Genomic DNA, 26,303 nt, shown 5'->3' on the forward strand with positions numbered 1-26,303 from the left:
AGCACTTCGACACGATCCTTACTCGAGGGGTGAGGTCGACGACCGGCAGAGTGGGGTGGCCGGCGCGTGGCCATGATCGGCGGATGCTACCAAGCTGAGCTGCCGGTTTGCGAGGGTCCGCGGACGATTACATTTCGGCCATTCGAGTCCAATTACGACAGATGGCGTATTAGCCTGAATTGGATCTTGTGTCCGGCCCATCGGAGGACGATCCATGCGTACCGCCCTTTTGAGCTGCCTCTTCCTCGTCGCCGCCACTCCGGAAGCGGCGGCCGCGAGCGGCGACGACCTCCGGATGGCGGTCTGGCCGATGGAGGAGACGGCCGGCAGCACCTGGATGACCGACACCAGCGGCCGCGGGCACCACGGGCAGATCGGACCGGAGGTCGGCACAGGTCTGTCCGCGGGGTACGAGATGAGCTACCGGTTCGCACGCCGGGAACCGGACACCCCGCCCGCCCGGCCCGGCCATCTGGTCAGCGTCGCCGACCACTCGGACCTCGACCCCGGCGACCGGAACTTCGCCGTGACCGTCCGGCTGCGGACCACCCACAAGTTCGGCAACGTCATCCAGAAGGGACAGGCCACCGTCTCCGGCGGGAGCTGGAAGGTGCAGATCCCCGACGGCCGCGCCACCTGCACCTACCGCGGTAGCCGGGGGACCATCGAGCTGCGCGCCCCGTACAAGATCAATGATGGTGAGTGGCATGTGGTCCGCTGCGTCCGGCTGCGCGAGGGGGTCCTGCTCACCATCGACGGCTTCCCGGCCGCGTCGCGGGAGGGCTGGACCGGCACGATCGGCAACGGCTGGCCGGTCACGATCGGCGGCAAGCTGGACTGCGACCAGGTCGAGGTCGGCTGTGACTACTACGCCGGCGACCTGGACTGGATCACGATCGAGGCCGCCTGACGGATCCTCCGGTCACCACGAATGCACCGGACCGGCCGGGATCAGAGGTGCGACAGGGCGAAGGACAGCAGGAAACCGGTCACCGTGATCAGGCCGATCAGCAGGTGGGCGTCCTCGAATGCCTCCGGGATCATGGTGTCGGCGACCATGGTCAGGATCGCGCCGCCGGCCAGCGCGGTGATCCAGCCCAGCAGGGCGGCCGGGGCGTCGGCGAAGATCGTGTAGCCGGCGATCGCGGAGAGGCCACTGATCAGCGCGATCCCGCCCCAGAGCCCGAAGACGTACGCCCGGCTCCGCCCCGCCGCCCGCATGCCCGCCGCACTGGACAGCCCCTCGGGAACGTTGCTGATGAAGACCGCCGCCACGGTGGCCGTACCGACCCCGCCGCCGGCGAGCAGGCTGGTGCCGATGACGATCGACTCGGGGATGCCGTCGAGAAGGGCACCGAGCGCGAGCGCCAGCCCGGAGCCGTCGTCCTTGCGATCCTCGGAGCGTTTCCGGTTACGTGCCCCGCGGCGGGCCAGCAGCACGTTGCACCCGGTGTAGATCAGGGCGCCGGCAATCGCCCCGGAGGCGGTCCACTCCATACCGGCCTGCTCGTACGCCTCACCGACCAGCTCGAACGCGACCGCCGACAGCAGCACACCGGCGCCGAACGCCATGATCGACGCGATGATCCGTCGCGAGATGTCGGCCAGGTAGCCGACCGCCGCGCCGAGCAGCAGCGCGGAACCGGCCAGCAGACCCCAACCGCCCGCCTCCAACCAACCGGGCATGCCGACGAGCATTCCCGGTCACCCCGCCCGGTACACCATCCGGGCGGGGTGACCGGTGACTCAGCGGCCGAAGCCCCGGGCGAGCCGGTGGTACGCCTGGTTCCAGCGCACCTCCTTGACGAACGACCGGGTGGTGGTCGCCTCGTCGATGATCAGCAGCTCGGTGCCGACCATCTCGGCCAGGTCGGCCAGTTCCTCCGCGCCCACCGCCGACGACATCACGGTGTGGTGCGGGCCGCCCGCGGTCAGCCAGCACTCCGCCGATGTGGACAGCGACGGCGCCGGCTTCCAGACGGCCCGGGCGACCGGCAGCTTCGGCAGCGGCGCGGTCGGCGGTACCACCTCGATCTCGTTGGCGACCAGGCGGAACCGCTCCCCCAGGTCGGCGAGGCCGAGGACGATCGCCTTGCCCGGGGCGGCGTCGAAGACCAGGCGCACCGGGTCCTCCCGGCCGCCGATGCCGAGCGGGTGGATCTCCAGCTTCGGCTTGGCCGAGGCGATGGACGGGCACACCTCCAGCATGTGCGCGCCCAGGATCACCTCGTTGCCCGGGGTGAGGTCGTAGGTGTAGTCCTCCATGAAGGAGGTACCGCCACCCGGGGCCATCGCCTTGAGCGTGTGCACCAGGACCGACGTCTTCCAGTCGCCCTCACCGCCGAACCCGTAGCCGTCGGCCATCAGGCGCTGGACCGCGAGACCGGGCAGCTGCCGCAGACCGCCGAGGTCCTCGAAGTTCGAGGTGAACGCGCGGAAACCACCCTCGGTGAGGAACTGCCGCAGGCCCAGCTCGATCCGAGCGCCGTAGCGCAGCGACTCGAGCCGCTCCCCCAGCAGCTCCGGCGCGACGTCGTACGTGTCCTTGTACTCCTCGACGAGCTTGTCGATCTCGGCGTCCGGCTGCTGGTCGACCACCGCGACGAGGTCGTTCACCCCGTACGTGTTGACCGAGACGCCGAACCGCAGCTGAGCCTCGACCTTGTCGCCCTCGGTGACCGCCACGTCGCGCATGTTGTCACCGAAACGCGCCAGCTTGAGGCTGCGCATCGCGGCATAGCCGCGGGCGGCCTTGACCCAGGTGGCGATGCGGGCGACCACGGCCGGGTTGCTGACGTGCCCGGCGACCGTCTTGCGGGGTACGCCCAGACGCGCCTCGATGAACCCGAACTCCCGGTCGCCGTGCGCGGCCTGGTTGAGGTTCATGAAGTCCATGTCGATCTCGGACCACGGCAGCTCGACGTTGTGCTGGGTGTGCAGGTGCAGCAGCGGGGCGCGCAGCGCGTCCAGGCCGGCGATCCACATCTTGGCCGGGGAGAACGTGTGCATCCACGTGACGACGCCGAGCACACCGGGTGTCGACGACGCCCGCCGGCAGATCTCCAGGATCTGCTCCGCGCTGGTCAGCACCGGCTGCCAGACCACGTCCGCGTCCAGCTGCGCGTCCAGCTGTCCCGCGATCTCGCGGGACTGGGAGGCGACCTGCTCCAGGGTCTCCGGCCCGTAGAGACCCTGGCTGCCGGTGAGGAACCAGATTTCCCCGTTGCTCATGTGGTCGCCCTTCTCGTACTTGTTGGTCATGCCGTTATTTCGCTTTCCTCGTGACGAGCCGCTGCATCACGATGAAGGCGAAGAGGAGCACACCGATGATGATCCGGCTCCAGGCCGCGTTCAGATCGCCCTGGAAGTTGATGATCGTCCGGATCAGGCCGGTGACCAGAACACCGAGCAGGGTGCCCCACACGAAGCCGGATCCACCGGTGAGCAGCACTCCACCGATGACGCAGGCGGCGATCGCGTCCAGCTCCATGCCGTTGCCCTGAAGGGCCCAGCCGGAGGTGGAGTTGATGCTGAAGAGCACACCGCCGAGCGCCGCGCAGAAGCCGCTGAGGGTGTAGACGGCGATCCGGGTCCGGCCCACCGGCAGACCCATCAGCAGCGCCGAGTCGGCGTTGCCGCCGATCGCGTAGACGTTGCGGCCGAACCGGGTCCACGCCAGCACCGCGGCCGCGGCCAGCACCGACAGGATCGCGATGATGGCGATCGGCTTGGTGACCACGCCGTCGGCCAGCACGATGCGGAAGTCGGAGATCTCCCGCCACATGTCGTCGCGGATCGGGACCGATTCGTCGTTGATGGTCAGGGCCGCGCCGCGGGCGAGGAAGAGCCCGGCCAGCGTGGCGATGAACGGCTCCACCTTGAAGAAGTGGATCACCGCTCCCTGTCCGGCCCCGATCAGCGCGCCCAGCAGGAGCACCGCCGGCAGCACGACCAGCGGCGGCCAGTCGGCCTTGAGCAGCGTGGCGGTCAGGATCGTGGTCAGCGAGATGACCGCGCCGACCGACAGGTCGATACCGCCGGTCAGGATCACGAAGGTCATACCGACCGCGACGACCAGCAGCACCGCGTTGTCCCGGAACAGGTTGACGATCACGCTGGGGTCGTCGAAGTTCCGGTAGTTCGCCACGCCGGTGCTGTACATGACGACCAGCAGGAAGAGCGTCGCCAGGATCGGGATGTACTTGGTGTTCGGCTTGTAGACCCGGCGCCGCTTGTTCAGCTCGGGGCCGCCACCGTCCTTGGTGACCGGAGTCATGTCCATGGTGGTCATGCCGGGATACCAACCTTCTCAGCAGCGGGGCGCGACGTGAAACGCCCGAAGACCTTCGCCCGGAAGTCCGGCGACTGCGACAGGCAGAGCGCCACCACCACGACGGACTTGAACAGCAGGTTGGCCTCGGCCGGGATGTCGACCGCGACCACGGTGACCTTGAGGGTCTGGATGATGATCGCGCCGAGCACGGTGCCGGCGATCGAGAACCGGCCGCCGATGAGCGCGGTGCCGCCGATGACCACGGCCAGGATGGCGTCGAGCTCGATCAGGTTGCCGGCCGAGATGCTGTCCGCGCTCTTGATGTCGGCGCTGGCGATCAGGCCGGCGAGACCGGCGAACGCGCCCGCCACCACATAGACCATCACGGTGATCCGGCGTGCGCTGATGCCGGCCAGCCGGCTGGCGGTCGGGCTTCCGCCGACCGACTCCAGCAGCAGGCCGAGGGCGGTGCGCCGGGTCAGCAGGACGGTCAGCGCCACCGCGGCGGCGGCGATCAGCAGGGCTACCGGCAGGGCCAGGAAGAACCCGGAGGCCAGCGTCGAGTACGGCCCGGACTGCACGTTGATGATCTGGCCCTCGGTGAAGAGCTGGGCCAGGCCACGGCCGGCGACCATCAGGATCAGCGTCGCGATGATCGGCTGGATGCCGACCACGGCGACCAGCGTGCCGTTCCACAGACCGGCGGCCAGCGACACCAGGATCGCCGCACCGATCGCGATCAACACGCCACCGAGGCTGTTCTGGTTGTCCAGGTCGCTGATCAGCAGACAGGCGACCGCGCCGGAGATCGCCATCACCGAGCCGACCGACAGGTCGATGCCGCCGGTCGCGATGACCAGCGTCATGCCCAGGGCCACGAGGATGAGCGGCGCGCTGCCGCGGAGGATGTCGATCAGGGTGCCGAAGAGGTGGCCGTCCTGGATCGCGATGAACTGGTTGGAGGTGAAGGCGTTGACCCCGAGCATCACCGCCAGGATCAGCGCCGGCCAGAACAGCCGGTTCTTGAGGATGGTCGTCATGAGGTTGCTCCGCTGGCGATGGTCTGCATGATGCGGTCGGCGTCGACGTCCGCGGTGTTCTCCAGTTCCTCGACCAGGCGCCGGTCCCGCAGCACCGCGATCTTGTGGCTGAGCCGGAGGACCTCCTCCAGCTCGGCGCTGACGAAGAGCACCGCCATGCCGCCGTCGGACAGCTCGGCCACCAGGCGCTGGATCTCGGCCTTGGCGCCGACGTCGATCCCGCGGGTCGGCTCGTCGATGATCAGGAGCCGGGGTTCGGTGATCAGCCACCGGGCGAGCAGCACCTTCTGCTGGTTGCCGCCGCTGAGGTTGCGGACCGGGCGCTCCGGGTCGGCGGGCCGGATCTGCAGCGCCTTGATGTACTTGTCGACGATCTCGTCCTGCTTCTTGCGCGGGATCGGGCGCGTCCAGCCGCGGGAGGCCTGCAACGCCAGGATGATGTTCTCCCGGACGCTGAGGTCGCCGATGATCCCCTCGGCACGCCGGTTCTCCGAGGAGAAGGCGATCCGGTGCTTCATCGCCACCTGCGGGTCCCGCAGGTTGATCCGCTTACCGTCCACCAGCACCTCGCCGGTGTCGGCCCGGTCGGCGCCGAAGAGCAGGCGGGCCAGTTCGGTACGACCGGATCCGAGCAGGCCGGCCAGCCCCACCACCTCACCCTCGTGGATGGTGAGGTCGTACGGTGCGATCGCACCCGTACGGCCGAGGCCCTTCGCCTCCAGGACCGGTTTGGCCTCGGCGGACCGCTCGCGGTTGCTCTGTGCCTTGTCCTCGAGGTCCTCCAGCGCCGCCAGTTCCTTGCCGATCATCTTCTCGACGAGCTGCACCTGGGTCAGTTCGTCGACCCGGTGCTCGCTGATCAGCTGGCCGTTGCGCAGGATGGTGAGCCGGTCGGAGACCTCGTAGATCTGGTCCAGGAAGTGCGAGACGAAGAGGATCGCCACGCCGGACTCCTTGAGCCGGCGCATGACCCGGAAGAGCTGCGCCACCTCGGCGGTGTCCAGGCTGGAGGTGGGCTCGTCGAGGATCAGCACCCGGGCGTCGATGTCGATCGCGCGCGCGATGGCGACCATCTGCTGGATCGCCAGCGAATAGGAGCTGAGCGGCGCGGACACGTCGAGGTCGAGGTCGAGCCGGGCGAGCAGCTCCGCGGCGCGCTGCCGCATCTTGCCCCACTGGATCTTGCCGAACCTGCGCGGCTCGCGGCCGATGAAGATGTTCTCCGCGACGGAGAGGTTGGTGCAGAGGTTGACCTCCTGGTAGACCGTGCTGACGCCGGCCTGCTGGGCCGCCAGCGGCCCGGAGATCCGCACCGGCTCGCCGCCGAGCCGGATCTCGCCACCGTCGATCTCGTAGACACCGGTCAGCGTCTTGATCAGGGTGGACTTGCCGGCACCGTTCTCGCCCATGAGGGCGTGAACCTCACCCGGGAACAAACGGAAATCGACGCCGTCGAGGGCGACGACGCCGGGGAAGACTTTTCTGATCCCGGTCATCTCGAGGACCGGGGACTGCTCGCCCATTATGGCTCCGTTTCGAGCTCCGCAGGCCGCCCCGGCGAACCGGGGCGACCTGCGGGCAATCCATCAGTACTTGCGGGTGGGCAGAGCCGCCTTGGCCTCTTCCTGGGTGAAGGTGCCTTCCTTGGTGAGGATCCGCTTCTCCACCGGCTTGCCGTCCTTGACCGCCTTGACGGTCTCCATCAGCTGGTCACCGAGGAGCGGGCTGCACTCGACGATGAAGTTGATCTCGCCGGCGGCCAGCGCCGTCATGCCGTCCTTGACCGCGTCGACGGTGATGATCTTGATGTCCTGGCCGGGCTTCTTGCCGGCCGCCTTGATCGCCTCGATCGCGCCCAGGCCCATGTCGTCGTTGTGGGCGTAGAGCACGTCGATCTTCGGGACCGACTGCAGGAAGGTCTCCATGACCGTCTTGCCGTCGGCACGCTTGAAGTCACCGGTCTGCGACTTGACGATCTTCAGGTTCGGGTTGGCCTTGATGGCGTCGGCGAAACCGGTCTGCCGGTCGATCGCCGGAGCCGAACCCGTGGTGCCCTGGAGCTCCACGATGTTGACGTCACCGGTCTTGCCCTCGTACTCCTTGACCAGCCACTCGCCGGCCTTGGTGCCCTCCACCTTGAAGTCCGAGCCGATGAACGACTGGTACAGCGAGGTGTCCTGCGAGTCGACGGCGCGGTCGGTCAGGATCACCGGGATGCCGGCGTCCTTGGCCTCCTTGAGCACCGCGTCCCAGCCGGAGGTGACCACCGGCGAGAAGGCGATGACGTCGACCTTCTGCGTGATGAAGCCACGGATGTCGCTGATCTGGTTCTCCTGCTTGCCCTGGGCATCGGAGAACTGGAGCTTGATCCCGGCGGCCGTGGCGGACGCCTTGATCGACTCGGTGTTCGCGGTACGCCAGCCGCTCTCGGCACCCACCTGGGAGAAACCGAGGACGATCTGACCGTCGTCGCCGCCACCACCCTCGGCGCCGCCGTCGCTGTCACCACAACCGGCAAGAGCGGATACGGCCAGCAGGCCACCGAACACCGCCACAGACAAGGTCCTACGCACTACAACCTCCAGAAACTGTTACCGTTCACAAATTAAGCAGCGGGTAGGGCTACCAGCCCAAATCCGCGGAGATCGGCGTCCTTCTGCGACCGCCGTCACAGCTTGCGTTTCTGGAGTGTTACCGTTCTCATCCCGCTCGTCAAGAGATCCGGATCAACGTTTCGGATCTGTTGCAGAACGCCCCTCCTCACCCGTGGTGATCGAACCGAAGCTGCTAGGAATCGTCCAATGGCGACATCTGAACAGGTGCCGAGCACTGATCCGGCCCCCGAACCACCCGCGACTGCGCCCCGGCCGAGATCCGGCATAGAGCGTGGCAGCGTCATGCGTGACGTGGCCAAACTCGCCGGCGTCTCGCACCAGACCGTGTCGCGCGTGATCAACGAGCATCCCAACGTGCGCGCCGAGACCAGGGAACGGGTGCTCGCCGCGATGCGGTCGCTCAACTACCGGCGCAACCTGGCCGCACGCACCCTCGCCACCCGGGAGTCACGCACCCTCGGCATCGTCGGCTTCGAGACCACCCTGTTCGGCCCCGAGTCGATGCTCTACGGCATCGAGAGCGCCGCCCGGGCCGCCGGCTACCTGGTCAGCGTCGCCACCGTCCGGGACCTGTCGCACCGGCCCGTACTCGAAGCCGTCGACCGGCTGGTCCAGCACGGCGTCGACGGCATCATCGCGATCGCGCCCAAACCCGCCGTCACCACGGCACTCACCCACGCCCCCACCGGGATGGCCTGCGTCGCGGTCGGCGGCGACAGCCAGGCCGGATTCCCGACGGTACGGGTCGACAATGCCGCCGGCGCCCGCATCGCCACCCAGCACCTGCTCGACCTCGGCCACGCCACCGTGCACCACGTGGCCGGCCCCCTCGACTGGCCGGAGGCCCAGGCCCGCGTCGACGGCTGGCGGGAGACGCTGTACGCGGCCGGCGCCGTCGTACCGCCGATCACCACCGGGTGGTGGGACGCCGCCGCCGGTTACGAGCAGGGCCGCAAGCTCGCCGGGGACCCGTCGGTCACCGCGGTCTTCTGCGCCAACGACCGCATCGCCCTCGGCGTGCTGCGCGCCCTCCACGAGGCCGGACGCCGCATACCCGACGACGTCAGCGTCGTCGGGTTCGACGACATGCCCGACTCGGGCTACTTCATGCCCCCACTCAGCACCGTCCACCAGGACTTCGCCGAACTCGGCCGGCGGGCCCTCGCCCTGCTGCTGCACAACCTCGGCCTGCCGGACGGGGACTCGCCCGAGGACGTGGTGGTGGCGCCCCGCCTGAACCCCCGGGCCAGCGCGGCACCCCCTCGGGACTGACTCCCGTCCCCGGACCGGCGCCAGCACCCCGGTCCGGGGGCGGGTCCACGCCGCGCCCCCCTTCCGGCCCCGCCTTCCCCCCGCCGCGTCTCCTCCCCCGCCGCGCCTTTCCCCGCCGCGCCTTCTTCCGGCCCGCCTTCCCCCGCCGTGCCTTCTTGCGCGCCGCCTCTTCTTGCGCGCCGCGTCTTCTTGCGCGCCGCGTCTTCTTGCGCGCCGCGTCTTCTTGCGCGCCGCCTCTTCTTGCGCGCCGCGTCTTCTTGCGCGCCGCGTCTTCTTGCGCGCCGCCTCTTCTTGCGCGCCGCGCTTCCTCTCCGCCGCGTCTTTCTTGCGTGCCGCCGCTCCCTCGTCCGGGCTCATCCTCGCCGGTGAGACCCATTGCGCTCTGGCGTCACGCCACTACAGTCCGAGGAGTGCTCGACGACGACACACCGTTCGCGGATTCCCGGTGCCCCGGTGCCGGGCGGTCACGTCGCGCCCCTGCCCATGACGCGGTCGTGAAGGGACGGTGAGCACGTGGCTCCCGGATCGAACGGATGGTTCCGCCGACGATCACCCCGCCTCTCCGGCACCCTGCACATCCGCGACGCCAACGGCCGCGAGCTGGTGGTCCCGCTGCGCGGCCGGGCGTCCCTTCTGACCACGAGCGCCACCCGGCTCCGCGGGCACGGCGAGGTGTGGGCGGTGCACACCACCGCACCCGCCGCCGAGACCAGCCTGATGATCATCTACGGCCGGGGCGGCACCACCGACCTGTCCGGCCGGGGCGGCACCACCGACCTGTCCGGCCAGGGCCGCACCACCGGTCCGCCCAGCCGGGGCGGCACCACCGACCTGTCCTCCGGGCTCTGCGCCGCCGGCCAGACGATCGTCCTCGACGGGGTGACCTTCACCTGGCGGACCCCGGGCGCCCCGGCCAACACCGTCCCACGTCAGCGAACGGCACCCAACGGCCTGCCCCGCAACCTGCGTACGCCTCCGGCCCGCTCCTCCAACGCCCGCTCGGAACCGGTCGCGGACGGTGGTCTGCGCTCCCGCCTGCGCAACATGGTCCGTGTGGTAACCCAGGCCACCCGCCACTGAATTACGGGTAGCGTCAGTTCCGAGGTGGCCCCCACGGACCCGGCCTGTTGGCGCTAACATGCCGTCCGGCGGTCAAGTTCGGCGCGTTTCGGCCTTGTGTCGAAGCACATCGGTTCGGTTATCGTGAGCGCTAACATCCGGCGGTCGAGGAGAAGACGACGTGACTTACGGTTCGCCGGCCCTGCGCCGGGCCGTGCTGCTGGCCAACCAGACCATCCCCAAGGCCGGCCTGGCCCAGCTCACCTGGGGCAACGTCAGCGGTATCGACCGCGAGGGCGGCTTCTACCTGATCAAGCCGTCCGGGGTGGCCTACGACGAACTCACCGAGGACCACCTGGTCCCCGTCGACCTGCAGACCGGCAAGGTCCTGGCCGGCGACCTGCGCCCGTCCGTCGACAGCGAGAGCCACCGCGCGTTCTACCTGGCCTGGCCCTCGATCGGCGGCGTCACCCACACCCACTCCACGAACGCGGTCGCCTTCGCCCAAGCCAACCGGGACATCCCGGTCCTCGGCACCACCCACGCCGACACGTTCAACGGCCCGGTCCCGGTGACCCGCACCCTCACTCCCGAGGAGTGCGCCACCGACTACGAACTCAACACCGGCCGCGTCATCATCGAACACATCGGCGACGACGAGGCAGCCGCCGCCATGCCCGCGGCCATCGTCGCCAACCACGGCCCGTTCACGTGGGGCGCCACCCCGCAGAAGTCCGTCGAACACGGCATCATCCTCGAAGCCGTCGCCGAGATGGCCCTCAAGACGCTCGCCCTCAACCCGACCGCGAGCACCCCTGCCCACCTGCAGGAACGCCACTTCAAGCGCAAACACGGCCCAGGCGCCTACTACGGCAACCCCCGCCCCTAAACCCCTCATCGGGTACGCCCACCTGCCCCGACCCCACCCCGGTCCGGAAAGGCACCTCCGCCCGGCCGGGCAGGCGCACCACGCTCGGTGTGCTCCCCATCCGGCCCGGCAACCGTACCGGCAGTCGGGGCGCGACTGCTCTGATGTCCCGGCTGAAGGCCCTCGCTCGGCCGTTCCCCGGCCCTGCCCGCAGGCGCAGCGCTCGGCTGCCCGCGCTTCGTCAACCCGAGCCGCGCTTTCCGGCTCCCACAGAACTGCGCCGGGTGGCGTCCCACCTGCTAGCGGGTCTCGTCCGGCTGGCGCTCACCGCTGTCTCCCGGGTGCCGAGACAGCGGTGAGCGCCAGCCGGTTCGTCGTGGCCGAACCAGCAAGGCGACAACTGGCGACGATGCGGGCACACGATCGGCGATCGTGAGCGCGCACCGTCGCCATTACCGCGATGCGAGCACACGGGCGGCCTTGCGTGAGCGTCCACCATCGTCATCACGACGGCCAGGACACACGATCGCGCATTGTGCGCTTCCACCACCGCTGCCCCTCGGCCGACTGTGGCGTAACGGGCGGGCGCTGGGGTGCGGTGGGCCGGTGCTGGGGAGCGGGGCGGGGTCAGCCGAGGGTGGCTATCGCCTGGGTCACCTGGGTCTGGAGGGCGGGTGGCAGTGGGGCGTATCCGGCCTGTTCGGCGGCCTGCTGGCCGGCCCTTCCGGCGGCGTAGGTCAGGAAGCTGCGGGTCACCGGTGTGATCTTGGTACGGCAGACCAGCTCGTAGGTGACCTGGACTATCGGGTAGGCGCCGGCGGTGGCGGCGGTGTAGTCGATCTCCAGGCGCAGGTCGTCGGACACCTGGGCGGAGGCGATCGTCTGGGCGGCCGCCTCGTCGGTGGCCTGGGCCCAGCTGCCGTCCGGGGTGCCGACCCGGACGGTCGGCAGGTCGGTGACCCGGGCGTAGGAGGATTCGACGTAGCCGATGGCGCCGTCGGTTCGGGCGATCGCGGCGACGACACGGTGGCTGCCGCGCAGGCCGTCGCCGCCGGGGAGGGGCCAGTCGCTGCCGGAGCCGTGCGGCCAACTGGACGGGGCCGCCGCGGTCAGGTAGCGGAGGAAGTTGGCGGTCGTGCCCGAGCCGTCCGAGCGGTGGACGGTGCGGATCTTCGTGGCGGGCAGGACCGTACCGGGATTGTCCCCGGCGATGGCGGGGTCGTTCCAGGCGGTGACCGTTCCGCTGAAGATCCCGGCGATGGTCTGCGGTGTCAGGCGGAGATCGCCCACTCCGGCGACGTTGTAGGCGAGCGCGATCGGGCCGATCACCAGGGGCAGGTGTACGACCGGGCCGCCGCACCGGGTGCCGGCGCGCTGGAGGTCGGTCCCGGCGAGCGGGGTGTCGGTGCCGGCGAAGTCGCCGGTTCCCTCGATGAACGCGCGGACGCCGGCGCCGGAACCGGTGCTCGTGTAGGCGACGGCGGCGTCGGCACAGGCGATCTGGTAGGCCTTGATCCAGGCGTTGACCGCGTTCGTCTGTGCCGAGGAGCCCTGCCCGGAGACGGCACCGGAGGCACAGGCGATCGGCGGCTCCGGCTCGGCGGGGGTGTCGCAGGCGGTCAGGGCGAGGACGAGCGGGGCCAGGACTGCCAGAACTCGCAGCCTCATACCTTCCTACCTCTCAACTGGAGAACCTCCCGCTCTCGACCGGAGAGGCTCCCGGACCACCGGTACGGGCGGCGGGCAGGCGAGACGCCACTCCGGCGGACGACGGCGCAAAGAAGGACGGTGCGACCAAGACGCACGGTGGCACGCAAACCCACAGCGGCGCGAAGGCGCATGGTGTGGGGGCGCGTAAGGGAAGGTGCCACGGGGAGGGAGGCCTGCGCGGAAGCGCCGAGCGGGTGGACGCCTCATCGGTATTCGGCCAGGCGTGGGCGTACCGCCAGAGGTAGTAAGGAGAGGACCGCCGTCAGGAAGAGGGTCGGCAACCAGGACCAACCGGTCAGCGTGGTCTCCGCGGCGCGCAGCGACCGGTCGAAGTGCTGCCGGCGGGTCTCGGTGGCGTCGGCGACCGACGCGTCGAAGTACGCGAAGTCGAAGGCCGCGTCGCCGCGCCGGATTCCGGTGAGCAGACCGACCGCCTCGGCTGTCTTGCCGCTGTCGGCGAGGGCGAGGATTCGCTGGTGGACGGCCTGGTAGGCGGCCCAGCGGCCGGCGGCGACGGGTCCGGCGACCTGGGCGAGGCCGCCGCGGGCGGAGGCGGCGGCGGTCACCGATGCGGAGCCGGAGGACAGAGCCCGGTCGAGGGATCGGATCTTGCAGGCGGGGTCGCCGGTCAGGCAGTCCGACTTGGCGGTGAAGTCGTCGCGGTAGTAGGAGAGGTTGGCCGACACCAGGTAGCGGCCGGTGTCGGCGGCGGCGTCGTAGCCGAGGGCCCGCAACTCGGACAGGGCGAGGTGCGGGCCCAGCCCGGCGTCGCGGCCGTCGGCGAGCTGCCGCGACTGGAGTTGCAGCACCACCGTGGCGGAGAGGGCGAGTAGCAGGCTGATCGCGGTGGCGGCGAGCAGTGCCGGGTTCCAGAGGCGGTGGAAGCGGCGGGCCATCCAGATCTGAAGGAAGATCAGGAGCGCGACGAGGGCGCCACCGAGGAGGACGGCGACGGCGGTTCCGGTGGTCTCGGTGGCGGATTTCTGGGCGTACGCGTCGTCGAGGCGCCGCTGGCTCTGCTCCCGTAACCGCTGGGCGTCCGGCAGCAGGCGCTGGTGCAGCAGGTTGGTGGCCTGCGTCCAGTAGCCGAGCCGGTCGGCCGCGGACGGGGCGGCGAGGGCCTGGCCGACCCGCTGACGGTAGACGGCCAGCCCGTCCATCAGGCGCAGGGTGACGGCGCTGTCGGCGGTCGAGCTCTGGAGGTCCCGGTCGGCCTGGTAGCCGCGGTCGCGGTAGACGCCGAGCGCGTCGATCCGGCTGCTCGCCGACTCGTCGCCGTCTCCGGCGAGAAGGATCCGGGTGACCTGGGCGTCGAGGTCGCTGAGGGCGAAGTACAGGTCGGCGGCGGTGGCGGCCTGCGGTGCGGCGTCGCGGCCGATGAGCCGTACCTGATCGCGGACGCTGATCATGACGACGGTGAGGGCGGTCAGCAGCACGACCGCCACGACGGCGGTGAGGGCGGTGAACAAACGCAGGAGTCCGGGTGTGTCGCGCCGGATTTCTATCGCGGGCACGCCGTCACGGTAAGCCATTACCGCAATTGCGCGACAGCGCGCCCGATCGTTTCCCGTTCGTTCACTATTCGTTTATTCACCGGCTGTGAGCTGGACATATGCGCTTTGCGGAGCGCCGCTCAATGGTGATCCACCCCTTTGCCGGCCGTGGAGATCGGCCGGGTGGTGGCGTCAGCTCCTCACTTTCCTGGACGGCGTGGAAGCGGTGTCGTGCCGGGGCAGGGTCAGCGGGTCGGGCAGGCCGTGCGCGGCGCTGAGCCCGTCGGCCCGGCGGTGCAGCCGGCCCTCGGCGACCAGGTCGGCGATCAGGGCGGTGAGCCGCGCGTCCAGTTCGGTGGAGCGCCGGGACGCCCAGCCGTAGAGCCGGCCGGTCGCGGCGAGCAGACCGTCCACATCGATCGCGCCGGCATCGGCGACCAGGTGTTCCATCGCGACCCGCAGCTCGGCGCCGGCGATCTGGTCGGCCTTGCGGGCCACCCCCTCGGCCCGGAGCCGGACCGTGGGTACCAGCTGGCCGGGGTCACCGAGGAAGTCGTCCGCCCAGGTCACGTCACCCTTGGCGGCCAGTCTGGTGATGGCGGCGTCGATGGCGGCGCGGGCCTGTTTGGTGATCCGGGTGATCGCCCACTCCTCGCGCATCCGCTGGAGGGCGATGCTGATGTGCACCGGTCCCTCGACCGCGGCGATCCGGCGGATCGCGTCGGAGATGCGCCGGGTGGTGTCCGGTGCGGCCAGGTTGGCCCCGTCCGGCAGCGCGGTGAGTCTGGCCTTCCGGTACGGCTGGGCCCACTCCTCCGGCCCGTGCGACGGCGCGGCCTTCGGGGCGGTGCTCGGGGCGGCCTTCGGGGCGGCCTTCGGGGCGGCCTTCGGGGCGGTCCTCGTCGTGGTCTTCTTCGCCGGCTTGGCCCGGGTGCGCTTCGGCGCGGGCGGCGCCTCGGTGGTGAACTCGGGCGAGACGAAGACCGGCTCGGCGATCGGGAGCCCTTCGACGGCGGCCGTCGCGGCGCGGACCGCTTCGACCCGCTCGGCTTCGGCGCGTTCCACGTCGGCACGGCTGAGCCGTTCGAACGTGGCCCGCACGACCCGCGGCTCGTCGAACTCCTCGAACTGGTCGAGCTCCTCGGCCTCTCCGGTCCGGGTGATCCGTTCGAACACGGCGGGCCGCACCCGCGGCTCCTCGGGGTCCTCGACCCGCTCGGTCCGGGTCACCCGCTCGAAGACGGCCGCCGTGACCCGCGGCCCCTCCTCCTCGATCTCCTCGATCTCGGTCCTGGTCACCCGCTCGAAGATCGCGGTCCGCACCCGAGGTTCGTGTTCCTCCTCCGAAACGCCCGGTGCCGCCCCGTCCGCGTCGGGAGACGCCGGTGCCGCCGCCCAGGTCTCCGGTTCCTCCGCCCCCTCTTCGGCGGGTACGGCCTCCGCCGCCCACTCCTCGACGATGTGCTCCTGCACGTCGTCGACACCGGCGAGGTAGGCGTCGGCCTCGTCGACACCGGTGACGTAGGCGTCGGCCTCGTCGACACCGGTGACGTAGGCGTCGGCCTCGTCGACACCGGTGACGTAGGCGTCGGCCTCGTCGACACCGGTGACGTAGGCGTCGGCCTCGTCGACACCGGTGACGTAGGCGTCGGCCTCGTCGACACCGGTGAGGTAGGCGTCGTTCTCGTCGTCGAGGGCTCCCAGCGCGTCGACCGGGACGACCTCCTCCTCCGGCTCGGCGATCTCCTCCGGGGTCTCCGGTTCCACCGTCTCGGCCGCCTGGATCACCTCGGGTTCCGGCTCCCGTTCGGGTTCCGGCTCGGCGGTGGCGTACCCGTCCTCGGTCTGCACCAGCGTGATCGGCTCGCGCTGCTCCTCCTCGGCGGTCGCCGGCATCGCGGACCCGTCCAGTTCGGCGGCCTGCTCCTCGGGCGGGAACTCGGCGAGCGCGTCCTCGATGGCCGCGCGCAGCCGCTGTTCCTCGTGCTCGCGGTCCAGGTACCAGGCGGTGCCCCAGATCCGGTGCAGTGTCCAGCCGAGGCTCTCCAGCACCTGTTCGCGCAGCCGGTCCCGATCGCGGGCGGCGGGCGCCGAGTCGTAACTGGTGCCGTCGCACTCGATGCCGAGGGCGAACGGGGCGTTGCGACGGGCCGAGCGGCGGACCGCCAGGTCGATCCGGAAGGCGCCGGTGCCGACCCGGGTACGCACCCGATAGCCCCAGGCCCGGATGACGTCGCGGACCGAGTCCTCGAACGGTGTCTGCGCCTCCGGCCGGGAGTCGTCGAGCCCGAGCGCCGCCTCGCCACGGGTCGCGTAGTCGAGGTAGGCGGCGAGCGGCCGTAGTTCCTCGGTGTCCGGCAGGTCCCGGCCGCGGATCGTGGAGATCACCTCGACGCGGCGCGCGGCGCGGGTGCTGGCGACGTTGAGCCGCCGCCAGCCGTCCGGCCCGGCCAGCCCGCCCAGGTCCGCGCCGATGGCCAGCAGGATCACGTCGCGTTCGTCGCCCTGCACGGTCTCCAGGTCCTTGACGAAGAAGCCGCGCAGCCGGTCGTCGTCGGGCGGCACGACCATGTCGGCGACCGCCGCCTCGATCCGCATCGCCAGGTCGGGTGTGCAGGCGATGACGCCCAGGCTGAGTTCGGGGCGGGTGACGAAGTGGTGGGCGACCCGGCCGGCGACCAGGTCGGCGATGCCGGCGTCCCCGTTCTCCGCGATCGCCGGGAACAGCTGGACCCCGGTGTCCGGGCCGGCCGGTCCGGCGGGCGGGAAGGTGCTGAGTGTCCCCTGGTAGAAGGTGTGGTTGGCGAACGCGATCAGCGACTCGTGCCGGCTGCGGTAGTGGGTGGTCAGGTCGAGCACCGGGAAGGCGGCGCAGCTGATCGCCAGGTCCAGCACGGACCGGCCCTCCCCCGGGGTGGGCAGCGCGGTGAGCTGGCGGTCGTCACCGACGACCACGAACGACGCGCCTCGGTAGATGCAGGTGACGGCGTCCGGGACGGGTACCCGCGAGGCCTCGTCGATGATCACCACGTCGAAGGTGAGGTCGGCCGGGACGAGGCGGCTCACGTCGGCGGGCACGGTCAGGAAGCACGGCTTGACCGCGAGGGTGGCGTGCCGGGTCCGGCCGATCAGTTCACTGACCGGCAGCTTGCGGCCCTGCTGGGCGGCGGACGCCCGGAGCAGCGCGGCCTCGGCGGCGGCGGTGCCGGAGGGCTGCTTCTCGTCGACCGCGTTCATCACGTCGGCGGACGCGGCCCGCTGGAGCCGGGCGTCCCACACCCGGAACTCCTCGACGAGCCGGTCGCGGGCGACGGCGTCCAGCGGGGGGAGCCGGTCGTCCTCGCGGATCACGGTGTCCGCCCAGGACTGGAAGAGGGCACGGCCGAGGACGGGCAGGATCTGCTCGACCGCGAGGTCCTCGCGGGCACAGAAGTCGACGGCCGCATCGAGTCCGTGCTCGGCGAGGATCGTACGGGCCGCCTGGTGGTCGAACCACTCCTGCTGGCCCCGGCCGTCCTCGAGGAGTGCCTGGAGGAGCTGCCGGGCGTGGTCGTAGTCGTCGAGGGCGGTGGTGAGCTGGGCGTGCCGGCGCGGCGCGAAGGCGCGCAGGATCCAGTCGCGGGCGGCCTGCCACTCGGCGACCCGGGACGGCAGCGGGTCGGTGGGCCGGGACCGGCCGAGGGCGTCGACCTGCTCGATGGTGAGCGCGGTGTCGACGCCGACCCGGATGCGGCGCGCCTCCGAGGTCCAGGCCATCGCGGTGGCCAGGGCCTCCACATCGGTCTGGGTGCCGCGGTACGCGTTCCCGAGCACCCTGGCGTACTCGGTGGCGTTGGCGGCCAGTGCCGCGGCGGCGTCGGCGGCGGTCTCCCGGAGCAGCCCGACGGCGGCCGACTCGGCGAGCGTGAAGTCCCGTCCGGCGGCGACGCTGTACGCCTGGACCAGCTCGGCCGTGGCGGTGAGCGGCTCGACGTGCGCCCGTAGCCAGGTGACCGCGTCGTGGACGGGCCCGGCCGCGAGCTGCGGGCGCGGGGCCGGCTCGGGTGGTGGCCGCAGGGCCGCGGTCCACCGGTCGAACTCCTTGCGGGCCTCCGAGACGATCCGGATGATCGCGCTGTTCGGGGTGGGTGCGCTGACCCGTTCGATGACCGCGGGCAGGGCCTCCGGCGGGGTCACCCGCATCACCTCCTCGGCGGTGCCGAGGGCGTTGCGGATCGCGTCGAAGTCGGTGTCCAGGCGCTGCCAGTGCCGGCCGAGGATCCGGCCGTACTCGCGTTCGGTCTCGTCGAGTTCGGCGAGGGCCTTCTTCCAGGCGGCCGCGGCGGCGAGGTTGGCGACGGCCTGCTTGCGTTTGACGTCCGGCCGGGCGATCTCGGCGGCCGCCTTCTTGTCCCGCCGGTACGGCGCCCGCAGCTTGCGCAGGCCCTTGTGCACACTGGCGAACCGGTCGGCCAGCTCGTCCACCGGGTGGGCGAGCGCACTGTCGTTGAAATGCTCCCGCGCCTTCGCCTCGGCGGTCTTCACCACCTCGACGGCACGCTGGAGCATCCGGGTGGCGGTGTGCGCGGCGGCCATCCCGGCGGCGTCGAACCATCCGGCCTCCGGTTTGTCGGCCCGGGACAGCAGGTCGACGATGTCCGCGACCCGGCCGATGTCGGAGAAGGCGACCACGTTGGGCAGGCCGAGCCGGGCGGTGACCCGGTCCAGGCTGTGCTGATGCTGTTCGAGCCGGTCGGCGTCGTCGGCGAACCGGCGGGCCAGGCCGCGGGCCTGCGCGGCGGTGAGCGGCAGCAGTTCCACCGCCGGCGGGTCGAGGTGCACGAGACTCGGTACGACCGGCAGCTTGCCCGGGGTGGGCAGCGCCGACCAGGTGACGCCGGCCCGGGACCGGACCGCGTCCTCGGCCTGGTGCAGCGACTTGAGATGGCGCAGCAGGCCTTCGGCGGCGCGGGCCACCGGTTCCAGGCTGTCCAGGGTGAGCCACTCGTCGGCGGCCTCCGGCGGCCGGCGGGCGGCGTGCCCGATCAGCGTGGTCAGGGCGATCGCGTCGGCCAGGTGCCGGGCCCGGAACGCGGCGGCCAGCGGGTCGGCGCCGGCCGCCTCGACCAGGTTCTCCAGGGCGGTCTGCGCCTGATGCAGGCGGGCGTCGAGCCGGTTGCGGTCGACGACGTCACGCCAGAGGAAGGCGTCACCCTGGACGGCCGGGCGCCAGGCCCGGCCGAGCCGTTCGGCGGCGTCCCGGACCTTCTGGAGGGACTGGGTGGTGAGCGGGATCGGCAGGACCGGCGGCACCGGGGCGGCCGGCACGTCGGTCATCTGCGCGCACATGCCGAGCACGTCGTGCAGCCGGTGGCCGAGCGGCTCGCGCACCTCGTTCATCGCCTCGGCGTACGCGTTCAGCCGTTCCCGGTGGTCGCGCAGTTCCTGGCGCTCGTCGGTGGACAGGCTGGGCGGTGGCAGCGGGATGAAGTCGAGGGCGGCCGCCAGGGTGGACGCCACGTGGTCGCGCCCGGTCTGGTCGCTGTGCAGTTCGAGCAGGTAGTCGTCGAGCCCGGCGTGGGCGAGCCGGTCCTTGACCACGTCGAGGGAGGCGGCCTTCTCGGAGACGAGCAGCACCCGCTTCCCGGCGTGGATCAGCGCGGCGATCATGTTGGCGACGGTCTGCGACTTGCCGGTGCCGGGCGCCCCGCGCATGACGAAGCTGCGCCCGGCGAGGGCGGCCGCGACACACGACCGCTGGGCCGCGTCGGCGTCCAGCACCAGCGGGATGTCGTCGGGCGAGGCCACGTCGTCGATCCGGCGGGCGGTGATCGGCTCGAACTTGAACGCGTCGATCTGCGAGCGGGCCTCGGTGGCCAGCGCGCGGACCACCGGGTGGGCCAGGATCTGCCTCTCGTTGTCGACCAGGTCGTGATAGACGACCTCGCGGTGCACGGTGAACCGGGACAGCAGGATCGCCTCGTCGGTACGCCATTCCGGGTGGTCGCCGATCGCCGCGTCCAGGCGGGCCCAGAAGACGGTGACGTCGAGCCCGGTGAGGCCCTCCACCGCGGGCAGTTCGACGCCGTGCGACCTGAGGCGGACGGCCAGGGCCGGGTTGACGAGCGGGTCGTCGGGGCGGGCGCGCAGCCGTGGGTAGTCGAGCGGGTCGGAGTCGACCAGGTCGACCGGGATGAGCAGGATCGGGCTGGCGTACTCCTGCTCGTCGTCCTTCCAGTGCAGGGTGCCGAGCGCCAGGTAGAGCGCGGACATGCCGTACTCGAGCTGGTCGCGGTGGTCGGTGCGGCGCAGCGACCGCAGCGTGGCGTCCATCTCGGCGTCGGTCATGTGCGTCTGGAACACGCTGGCGGTCCGCGGGCGCGGGCCCTCCTCCTGTTCCTCCACGCCGAGGAAACCGCACTCGCGGCCCTGTTGCAGGGCCTCCAGGACGCCGCGCGGCGACGGACTGTCGATCGCCACCACGCCGGGACCCCACGGATCCGCGTGGATGAGCGGATTGGAGGCGGTGAGGTCGAGCAGACCGGCACGCCAGCTTTCGAGCACTCCCCGGACGCGTGCGTCCGGCCGGCCGGTCAACCCGTCAGCTTCATCCCACCGCATTCGCCCATTCCAGCAAGGCGAGGTGGGTCACCGTGGTGGTTTTCCGGGTTAATCCGACGTATCCGGCTCAGAAAGCCCCCACCAGAGGGCTCAGTCCCAGGCCGGGACCCAGAATTGCCAGCCCGCGGGAGCCAGCGGCCAGGACGGATCGGGCCGCCAGCCCTCCGGCGGATACCAGCCGTCCGGCGGGAGCGGCCAGCCCGGCGGCACCACGAATCGGATGCCGGTCGGCGCCGACGGGATCGGCGGATGCTGGTTGCCCTCGGCCGGGGCGGCGGAGACCGGGGCTAGGCTGTTCAGACCTCCGGAGTTCGCCTTCACCACCGCGGCGAGCGCCGGGATCACCGTGGTCTCGGCGATCGACTGCTGCTCCTGCGCCTCGGTGTACGACGGTGTCGCGATGTACGACGGCGGCGCCGGGCTGACCGGGCGGGCGCCCACCGACGGGTCGGTGAGCAGCGACCCCGATCCCTCGGTCTGCCGCACCGGGGTGGTGGCCGGCGGCTCGAACCGGGACCCGGACACGTACGGCGCCGGGTAGCTGCCGACATTCCAGGCCGGTGGGCTGACGTTGTTCCATGCGGGCGGGGCGGCCGGGGAGCCGGGGGCCGGGACGGCCGGCGAGACCGGGTTGACCGGCAGGGTGGACGGCGGCAACGGGGCCACCGCGGGCATGGACGAGGGCGGCGAGGCCCAGCTGGGCAGCGCGTCGGCGGGGGTCACCCAGTTCGGCACCAGGCCGCCGGTGGCCGGGCCGCCGGTCATCAGGCCACCCGGCATGCTCATGCCGGGCACCGCCGAGCCGCCGGTCGCGGCGGGTGCGAGCGGCGGCGACGGTGAGATCGGGGTGGGGCCCGGCGTGACCGGTCCCGTACTGGCCACGCCGGGGGCCGGGACGCTCGCCGTGCCACGGCCCGCCGCCGACGCGGTGGCCGGGCGGCTCGGGCCGGCCTGCCAGATCTCCGGCAGGTCCTGGACACGGGCGATGTAGAGCATGACCTCGGTCTTGCCGCTGTTGCCCTTGAGTACGGCACGGGCCGCGGTGACCAGGCCGCGTTCGGCCAGGTGCCGCAGCACCGGGGACAGCTCGCCGCTCATCTTCGGGCTGAGGTCGCCGACCCGGGTGTCACCGATGCGGACCTCGACCAGGTGGTCGGCCGTCTCGTGCAGGGTCACGTACGCCCAGCACTCACCCTCCGGGCGCAGCAGCGGGACGAGCACCTCGAGGGCCTGCTGCTGGCCGATGACCTGCACGGCCGACCCGGACGGCAGCAGCCGGTGCTCCTGGACCGGGGCCGCGTTCACCGGGACCAGCAGGTGCGGCTCGGCGAGGTCGAGACGGATGGTGCTGTCGAAGGCGGCGGGACGGCCGTCGGCGGCGCCCCACTCGCGGCCGGTGATCCGGGCGTTGACCTCGGGGACCAGGCCGCGGCTGCTGAGTTCGGTGAGGACGGTGACGTACCGGGCGGCCTCCGGGCGGGGGAGGTGTCCCAGCAGGCTGCTCCCGGACCAGACCCCGACGGCGTTACGGTCGTGCCGGTTGTTGCGGTCGGGGATGAGCTGCACGGGGAGGGTTATGTCGGTTCCGCGGGGGTCGAAGTCACTGCCGAAGAGCGCACGTATCGCCTTCGCGTAATGCGTCTCGCCGACCACTTCGGCACTAGCCCAGCCCGCTTGTCCCCAAAGGGGGAACCGATTCGCCACACGGGAACGCTAGTGTCTGCTTTCCGTCAGTCACCTCACCCGTACGGACGAGGGCGATCATCCGTACGTTCCGTATCCGGTCCACTCGGCAGAGCTACTGAGTTACCGTTCAGTTACCGGAGATACCCGGCGACCCGTACGAAATGGTCGCCGGGCGAACTGAATCCCCGGTTAACGCAGCTTGACCACCATCTTGCCGGTGTTCTCGCCGCGCAGCAGGCCGATGAACGCGTCCGGCGCGTTCTCGATGCCCTCGACGACCGTCTCCCGCGCGGTGATCTGCCCGGCCCGGAGCCAGCCGCCGACCTCGGCCACGAAGTCGGGCATCCGCTGCGAGTGGTTGGCGACCAGGAAGCCGCGCAGATTGATCTCCTTGCCGATGGTGGAGGCCAGGTTGCGCGGTGCGGCCGGCGGGGTGACGTCGTTGTAGTGCGCGATGGCGCCGCACATGGCGATCCGCCCGAACTTGTTCATCACGCTGATCGCGGCCTCCAGGTGGTCGCCGCCGACGTTGTCGAAGTAGACGTCGATCCCGTCCGGCGCGGCGGCCCTGAGCTGGTCGCGGACCGGCGCGTCCTTGTAGTTGAACGCCGCGTCGAAGCCCAGGTCGTCGATCAGGTGCCGGACCTTTTCGGCGGAGCCGGCGCTGCCGATCACGCGCTTCGCGCCGCGCAGGCGGGCGATCTGGCCCACCACGCTGCCCACCGCGCCGGCCGCGCCGGAGACGAAGACGGTGTCGCCCTCCCGGAACCGGGCGATGTCGAGCAGGCCCGCATAGGCGGTGAGCCCGGTCATGCCGAGGAGGCCGAGGTATGCCGAGAGCGACGGCGCCGCGGCCGGGTCGACCACGCGCACCCTCTCGGCGTCGGTCACCGAGAACTCACGCCAGCCCAGGCTGTGCACGACGTACGCGCCGACCGGGACGGCGTCGGCGTGGGACGCGACGACCTCGCCGACCGCGCCGCCGTCGAGCGGCTCGCCCACCTGGAACGGCGGCATGTAGGACTTCACGTCGTTCATCCGGCCCCGCATGTAGGGGTCGACGGACATGTAGACGTTGCGGATCAGCACCTGGCCGGGGCCCGGCTCGGGAACCGCCGTCTCGGCGATCTCGAAGGTCTCGGCGGTGGGCCAGCCGACGGGACGGGCGGCGAGGCGGATCTCTTTCATGAAGTCTCCCAACGAGTCGTCGTTACTTCTCGACAGTACGTCGATAAACTCGACACCGCGTTACCGTGTCCGGATGAGCACACCTCCGGGCCGGCGCCGTGGCCCCAGTAAGGGCGACCGCCGGGAGAGGGCGATCCTGGAGACCGCACGGGCCCTGCTGGCCCGCAAGCCGCTCGCCGACATCACCATCGACGAGCTCGCGGCAGGCGCCGAGATCTCCCGGTCCAGCTTCTACTTCTACTTCGACTCCAAACTGTCGGTGCTGGTGGCGCTGCTGCACGGGATGGCCGGCGAGCTGGGCCGCGACGCCGGCCCCTGGCTCGACGGCGCGGGGCCGGACACGACGGCGCTGCGCGAGGCGCTGATCCCGCTCGCCCGGCTCTGGCGGGAGCACGGCCGCATGCTGGCCGGTGCGCTGGCCGCGGCACCCGGCTGCCCGCCGCTCGCGCAGTGGCGCGAACGACTGCGCGCGGCGCACGTGGACCGGCTCGCCGCCCGCATCACCCGGGACCGGGCGGCCGGCCTGGCGCCGGACGGGCCGGAGCCCCGCGTGCTGGCCGGGCTGATCGACGACCTGCGCACCGCCGCCCTGGCCGGCAGCGCCGACCCGGAGGCCCTGGTGGACGACCTGGTCACGGTCGAGTTGCGGATGATCTACGGCGATTTCGGCGATCACCACCCGGCCGGGTGATCCCGGGCGCACCCTGGGAGCATGCGTATCGGTGTCATTGGAGCAGGTCAGCTCGGCGGCACACTCGCCAGGTGGTGCGCCGAGAGCGGGCACGACGTCGCGGTCACCTCGCGGCATCCGGAGCGCCTGCGGGCGGAGATGGACGGCATGCGGGTCATGTCGGTCCCCCAGGCGGCCGCCTTCGGCGATGTGGTGATCTTCAGCCCGAACTGGTCGTCCGCACACGAGGCGATCGATCTGACCCGGGGCGTGATCGCCGACAAGGTGATGATCGACGCGACGAACCCGGACGTCCCGGATGACATCTCGGGACTGGAGACCCTGATGGACTGGGCGCCCGAGGCGCACTGGGCGAAGGCGTTCAACACCGTCTCGACCGACGTGCTCAGCCGGCGGCGCGGGCACGACCCGCTGCTCACCGAATACGTCTGCACCGACGACCGGGTGGCCCGGGAGGCCACCTCGATGATCATCCGCGACCTCGGGTTCGCACCGGTCTACGCCGGCGGGGCGCACGCCGCCCTGCTCACCGAGACCGGCGGGCCGCTGCGGATGCGCGAGGTCGACGTCAAGGACGCCACCGACGTGCTCGCCGAGGCCCTGACCGTCCTGCACTGACGCCGCCGGCCGGACGCGAGCCGGCCCGCCCGATCAGATCAGGGCGCCCGCGATACCGCGCGGGATCATCCGCGCGACGACGTCCCGGCGCTCCAGAACCGCGGTGCGGTCCGCGTGCGCCGGCCCGTCGGCGGTCCCGGCCATGGCGTCGACCGCCGGGCGGTTGCCGTCCTCGCGCAGCCGGAGCCACGCGGCGTGCGTGTCCCGGACCGATGGCGTCTGCGACGTACCGATGCTGATGGCCATGAGGCCCTCCGTGTTGATCGCGGCGTTACTGACCCCGACCATCGGCGGCCCGGCCCGGGACTGAAGAGGAAACCGGCGGAACCCTCGAAGGTGTGAAGGGTTGCCGAACGGCCCGGTCGCGACTAACGTACAACCACATGGTTGTAGATCCGGACGCCGTCTTCCACGCGCTGGCGGACGCGACCAGGCGGGACATCCTGATGCGGGTGATCCGGTCCGGGCAGTCGGTGTCGGAGCTGGCACGGGCGTACCCGATGAGTTTCGCCGCGGTGCAGAAACACGTCGCGGTGCTGGAGCGTGCCGAGCTGGTCAGCAAGACGCGGCGCGGACGGGAACAGATCGTGCAGGGTGAGGTCGGGGCGCTGCGCCTGGTGGCGCGGCTGCTGGACGGATACGAGCACCTGTGGCGGCAGCGTGCCGCCGGTATCGAGCGGATCCTCGAGGAGGAGCAATGACGGTCATCAGCTCAACCAAGGACGTCAGCGCACTGACGCTGACGTTCGTCGCCGAGTTCGCGGCCCCCGTCGAGCAGGTCTGGCAGGTCTGGGCCGACCCGCGCAAGCTGGAGCGCTGGTGGGGCCCGCCGACGTGGCCGGCCACCGTCGACCGGTTCGAGTTCAAGCCGGGCGGTGCGGTGCGCTATCACATGACCGGGCCGGACGGGACGAAGGCGCGGGCCTGGTGGGTGATCACCGACATCGAGGAGCCGCACCGTCTCGAGTTCGACGACGGTTTCGCCGACGATCAGGGTGAGCCGGTCGACCCGGAGGACATCACGCACGGGGTGGTCACCCTCGAGGCGATGGACGGCGGCACCCGGATGACGACGGTGTCGACGTTCCGCAGCGCCGAGCAGCTGGAACGGATGGCCGCGATGGGCATGGAGGAGGGTATGCGGCTGGCGATGGGCCAGATCGACGACCTGCTGGCGGAGGGATAAAACG

Annotated in this window: 20 protein-coding genes; 8 read left to right on the plus strand and 12 right to left on the minus strand. The window is 71.1% G+C overall.

What is annotated here, in order from left to right:
- Positions 1–214 precede the first annotated feature (214 nt).
- Positions 215–910, plus strand: coding sequence for a laminin G domain-containing protein (locus tag BC793_RS02900; protein ID WP_109588936.1), 696 nt, complete (start codon positions 215–217; stop codon positions 908–910).
- Positions 911–951: 41 nt separating this feature from the next.
- Here BC793_RS02900 and BC793_RS02905 read toward each other — a convergent pair whose 3' ends face one another.
- The 6 genes from BC793_RS02905 to BC793_RS02930 all read right to left on the minus strand — a co-directional run bounded on the left by BC793_RS02905 (position 952) and on the right by BC793_RS02930 (position 7,868).
- On the minus strand, positions 952–1,686 hold the full coding sequence (locus BC793_RS02905) for a ZIP family metal transporter (RefSeq protein WP_109589111.1): 735 nt from the start codon (positions 1,684–1,686) through the stop codon (positions 952–954).
- Between the two features lie 60 nt (positions 1,687–1,746).
- Positions 1,747–3,231 carry an L-arabinose isomerase gene (gene araA, locus BC793_RS02910; protein ID WP_109589112.1) on the minus strand — a complete coding sequence of 495 codons (1,485 nt, stop codon included), beginning with the start codon at positions 3,229–3,231 and terminating at the stop codon, positions 1,747–1,749.
- Positions 3,232–3,265: 34 nt separating this feature from the next.
- Positions 3,266–4,291, minus strand: a complete 1,026-nt coding sequence (gene yjfF, locus BC793_RS02915; RefSeq protein ID WP_170167186.1) for a galactofuranose ABC transporter, permease protein YjfF — start codon at positions 4,289–4,291, stop codon at positions 3,266–3,268.
- Positions 4,288–5,313, minus strand: a complete 1,026-nt coding sequence (locus BC793_RS02920) for an ABC transporter permease (protein WP_109588937.1) — start codon at positions 5,311–5,313, stop codon at positions 4,288–4,290. Before BC793_RS02920 ends, yjfF begins: the two co-directional genes overlap by 4 nt.
- Positions 5,310–6,836 (minus strand): sugar ABC transporter ATP-binding protein, encoded by a 1,527-nt coding sequence (locus BC793_RS02925; RefSeq protein WP_109588938.1) that lies wholly within the window; start codon positions 6,834–6,836, stop codon positions 5,310–5,312. Before BC793_RS02925 ends, BC793_RS02920 begins: the two co-directional genes overlap by 4 nt.
- Positions 6,837–6,899: 63 nt before the next feature.
- Complete coding sequence (locus BC793_RS02930; protein WP_239169755.1) at positions 6,900–7,868, minus strand: ABC transporter substrate-binding protein; 969 nt, start codon at positions 7,866–7,868, stop codon at positions 6,900–6,902.
- Positions 7,869–8,210: 342 nt separating this feature from the next.
- On the opposite strand from BC793_RS02930, the gene BC793_RS02935 reads away from it, so the two are divergent.
- The 3 genes from BC793_RS02935 to araD all read left to right on the plus strand — a co-directional run bounded on the left by BC793_RS02935 (position 8,211) and on the right by araD (position 11,148).
- On the plus strand, positions 8,211–9,200 hold the full coding sequence (locus BC793_RS02935) for a LacI family DNA-binding transcriptional regulator (RefSeq protein ID WP_109588940.1): 990 nt from the start codon (positions 8,211–8,213) through the stop codon (positions 9,198–9,200).
- A 513-nt stretch (positions 9,201–9,713) separates the two neighbouring features.
- On the plus strand, positions 9,714–10,280 hold the full coding sequence (locus tag BC793_RS49445) for a hypothetical protein (RefSeq protein ID WP_158319186.1): 567 nt from the start codon (positions 9,714–9,716) through the stop codon (positions 10,278–10,280).
- A 160-nt stretch (positions 10,281–10,440) separates the two neighbouring features.
- The gene (gene araD, locus BC793_RS02945; RefSeq protein ID WP_109588941.1) at positions 10,441–11,148 is read left to right on the plus strand and encodes an L-ribulose-5-phosphate 4-epimerase AraD; all 708 of its coding nucleotides are present in this window, start codon (positions 10,441–10,443) and stop codon (positions 11,146–11,148) included.
- A 606-nt stretch (positions 11,149–11,754) separates the two neighbouring features.
- Here araD and pstS read toward each other — a convergent pair.
- The 5 genes from pstS to BC793_RS02970 form a co-directional block, all read right to left on the minus strand.
- Positions 11,755–12,795: a phosphate ABC transporter substrate-binding protein PstS gene (pstS, locus tag BC793_RS02950; RefSeq protein ID WP_239169754.1), complete on the minus strand. Its 1,041-nt coding sequence runs from the start codon at positions 12,793–12,795 to the stop codon at positions 11,755–11,757.
- A gap of 245 nt (positions 12,796–13,040) precedes the next feature.
- Positions 13,041–14,351 (minus strand): hypothetical protein, encoded by a 1,311-nt coding sequence (locus tag BC793_RS49450; RefSeq protein WP_158319187.1) that lies wholly within the window; start codon positions 14,349–14,351, stop codon positions 13,041–13,043.
- Between the two features lie 171 nt (positions 14,352–14,522).
- Positions 14,523–20,930 carry a DUF4011 domain-containing protein gene (locus BC793_RS02960; RefSeq protein ID WP_109588942.1) on the minus strand — a complete coding sequence of 2,136 codons (6,408 nt, stop codon included), beginning with the start codon at positions 20,928–20,930 and terminating at the stop codon, positions 14,523–14,525.
- Between the two features lie 90 nt (positions 20,931–21,020).
- Entirely contained in the window at positions 21,021–22,496 is a 1,476-nt protein-coding gene (locus BC793_RS02965; protein WP_146246172.1) for a hypothetical protein, read from the minus strand.
- A 309-nt stretch (positions 22,497–22,805) separates the two neighbouring features.
- A complete protein-coding gene (locus tag BC793_RS02970; RefSeq protein ID WP_109588944.1) occupies positions 22,806–23,804 on the minus strand; it encodes an NADP-dependent oxidoreductase in 999 nt (332 codons plus the stop codon).
- Between the two features lie 73 nt (positions 23,805–23,877).
- On the opposite strand from BC793_RS02970, the gene BC793_RS02975 reads away from it, so the two are divergent.
- Together BC793_RS02975 and BC793_RS02980 are read left to right on the plus strand one after the other, a co-directional pair.
- Positions 23,878–24,495: a TetR/AcrR family transcriptional regulator gene (locus BC793_RS02975; protein WP_109588945.1), complete on the plus strand. Its 618-nt coding sequence runs from the start codon at positions 23,878–23,880 to the stop codon at positions 24,493–24,495.
- A 21-nt stretch (positions 24,496–24,516) separates the two neighbouring features.
- A complete protein-coding gene (locus BC793_RS02980; RefSeq protein WP_109588946.1) occupies positions 24,517–25,113 on the plus strand; it encodes an NADPH-dependent F420 reductase in 597 nt (198 codons plus the stop codon).
- A 33-nt stretch (positions 25,114–25,146) separates the two neighbouring features.
- Here BC793_RS02980 and BC793_RS02985 read toward each other — a convergent pair whose 3' ends face one another.
- Positions 25,147–25,359 (minus strand): hypothetical protein, encoded by a 213-nt coding sequence (locus tag BC793_RS02985; protein WP_146246173.1) that lies wholly within the window; start codon positions 25,357–25,359, stop codon positions 25,147–25,149.
- Positions 25,360–25,496: 137 nt separating this feature from the next.
- Between BC793_RS02985 and BC793_RS02990 the strand changes: the two genes are divergently transcribed.
- Both BC793_RS02990 and BC793_RS02995 read left to right on the plus strand, forming a co-directional pair.
- Positions 25,497–25,814: an ArsR/SmtB family transcription factor gene (locus BC793_RS02990; RefSeq protein WP_109588948.1), complete on the plus strand. Its 318-nt coding sequence runs from the start codon at positions 25,497–25,499 to the stop codon at positions 25,812–25,814.
- Entirely contained in the window at positions 25,811–26,299 is a 489-nt protein-coding gene (locus BC793_RS02995; RefSeq protein WP_109588949.1) for an SRPBCC family protein, read from the plus strand. Before BC793_RS02990 ends, BC793_RS02995 begins: the two co-directional genes overlap by 4 nt.
- Positions 26,300–26,303: the final 4 nt, after the last annotated feature.

The sequence above is a fragment of the Actinoplanes xinjiangensis genome, from assembly GCF_003148685.1.
GTDB classification, from domain to species: Bacteria; Actinomycetota; Actinomycetes; order Mycobacteriales; family Micromonosporaceae; genus Actinoplanes; species Actinoplanes xinjiangensis.